General features: G+C 38.8%; 1 protein-coding gene. It reads right to left on the bottom strand.

Annotation, left to right across the window (positions count from 1 at the left end; genetic code table 11):
* The coding region (locus ABY905_RS17270) for a dipeptidase (RefSeq protein ID WP_372646143.1) at positions 1–1,489 on the bottom strand (1,489 nt) is incomplete at both ends.

Genomic DNA, 1,489 nt, shown 5'->3' with positions numbered 1-1,489 from the left:
TCCTTCTTCAATCAGCTTAGCGATTTTGTTTTCAAGAATAGCACCGTCTTCAAAACCTTTATTCTCGAAATGAGCGACATCTGCCATCATCTCTTCACGTGTGTCCTGCCAAGCAAGTGTTGCTAGCTTGTTAGCTTTACGATAAGACCATATCGTTGCATCAGCACGAAAACGCTTTTGTCCACAATAGTTGAATGACTCAGGTAATTCAGTTGTTCCAGCATAAATTGGAATACGTGGGCTTTGACCTGGATTATCGAATGAGAACCAAGCGACACCACCAATTTCATCAGGTAACCAGTCTCTCAACTGAGTTACAAATGAATAAGAACACCATGAAACAGCAACAGTACGTTGGTATTCAATCGCATCTTTTTGAAGGAAGTTAGATAGTTTACGACAATTACCAGTAGGCCATGGGTGAGCATTAGTAGCAATGATTGTATCCTGACCGATAACTTCCTTATCGCCATTGTATTTTTTCTTGATCACCTTAAGGTTCTGAGTCATATCATACTTAGTTCCTTCATAGGTCTCTCTGTACATGGCCATCACATCCTTTACAGATATTTTGTTGTCTGGTTTAACAGAGAATGGTAGTTCATCTGCTTCAAAATCAAGATTCAAAGAAGGAGCAAAGTGATTAAGAATAAAGAATTCGCGAATTTTAAATGGCTTATCAACACCACCATATACTTCCCAAAATTTGAATTCCTTTTTGCCATCCCAACGCTTTAAATCTTTAGCAGCTTTAAAGACATTGTCTGATGCCATAAAATAATCAGAGTTCTTAAGATCAAGTTTCCCTATACGTGAAATGTTAGCAGAAACACCAATATGACCATCAGGAATACGCTGAGCAGCCCAAACACCACCAATTTTATCAGGACCTTCACCAAGGATCTCTAATTGCCAAACTTCTTTTTTATCAGCAATAGTGATACACTCACCCCAGTCGCCGTATCCGTGCTTCTTGATAAGTTTACCAATTAGTTTAATCGCATCTCGAGCAGTTGTACAACGTTGCAATGCAATTCTTTCCAGCTCTTCAATCAGGAACATGCCTTCCTCATTTAGTAGCTCTTCCGGGCCAACAAAGGTTGTTTCACCAATTGCAAGTTGTTTCTCGTTAAGACAAGGGTAAGCTGTATTTAAGTAAGCAAAAGTTGATTCTACTTGATCAATCTCACCGACAAGCTTCATTTTTCTTTGATCCCAAGCGGTTTCAGTTTTTAAAGTGCCTTTATAAACTTTATGAGTCGCTTTCTTGTCGAACTCTTGAGCTTTTTCCATCGTCAACCAGGTACGGTAACGTCCGTCGCAAGTATGACTGGTAATAACAGATCCATCAGTTGTTGCTTTTTTACCTACCATTATACTGGTACAACTTTCTCCAAAGAATGGATCGTTTTTCTGTTCTAAAGCACCTTGAGCATAAGTGAATTGCATGGCAATACTTAAACTTAAAAGGGCTGTTAAAAATGTTTTT

Origin of the sequence: Ancylomarina sp., from assembly GCF_041555295.1 — a bacterium.
Lineage (GTDB): Bacteria > Bacteroidota > Bacteroidia > Bacteroidales > Marinifilaceae > Ancylomarina.
The sequence above is the reverse complement of the archived record's forward strand: the minus strand, read 5'-3'. Positions and strand labels throughout refer to the sequence as shown.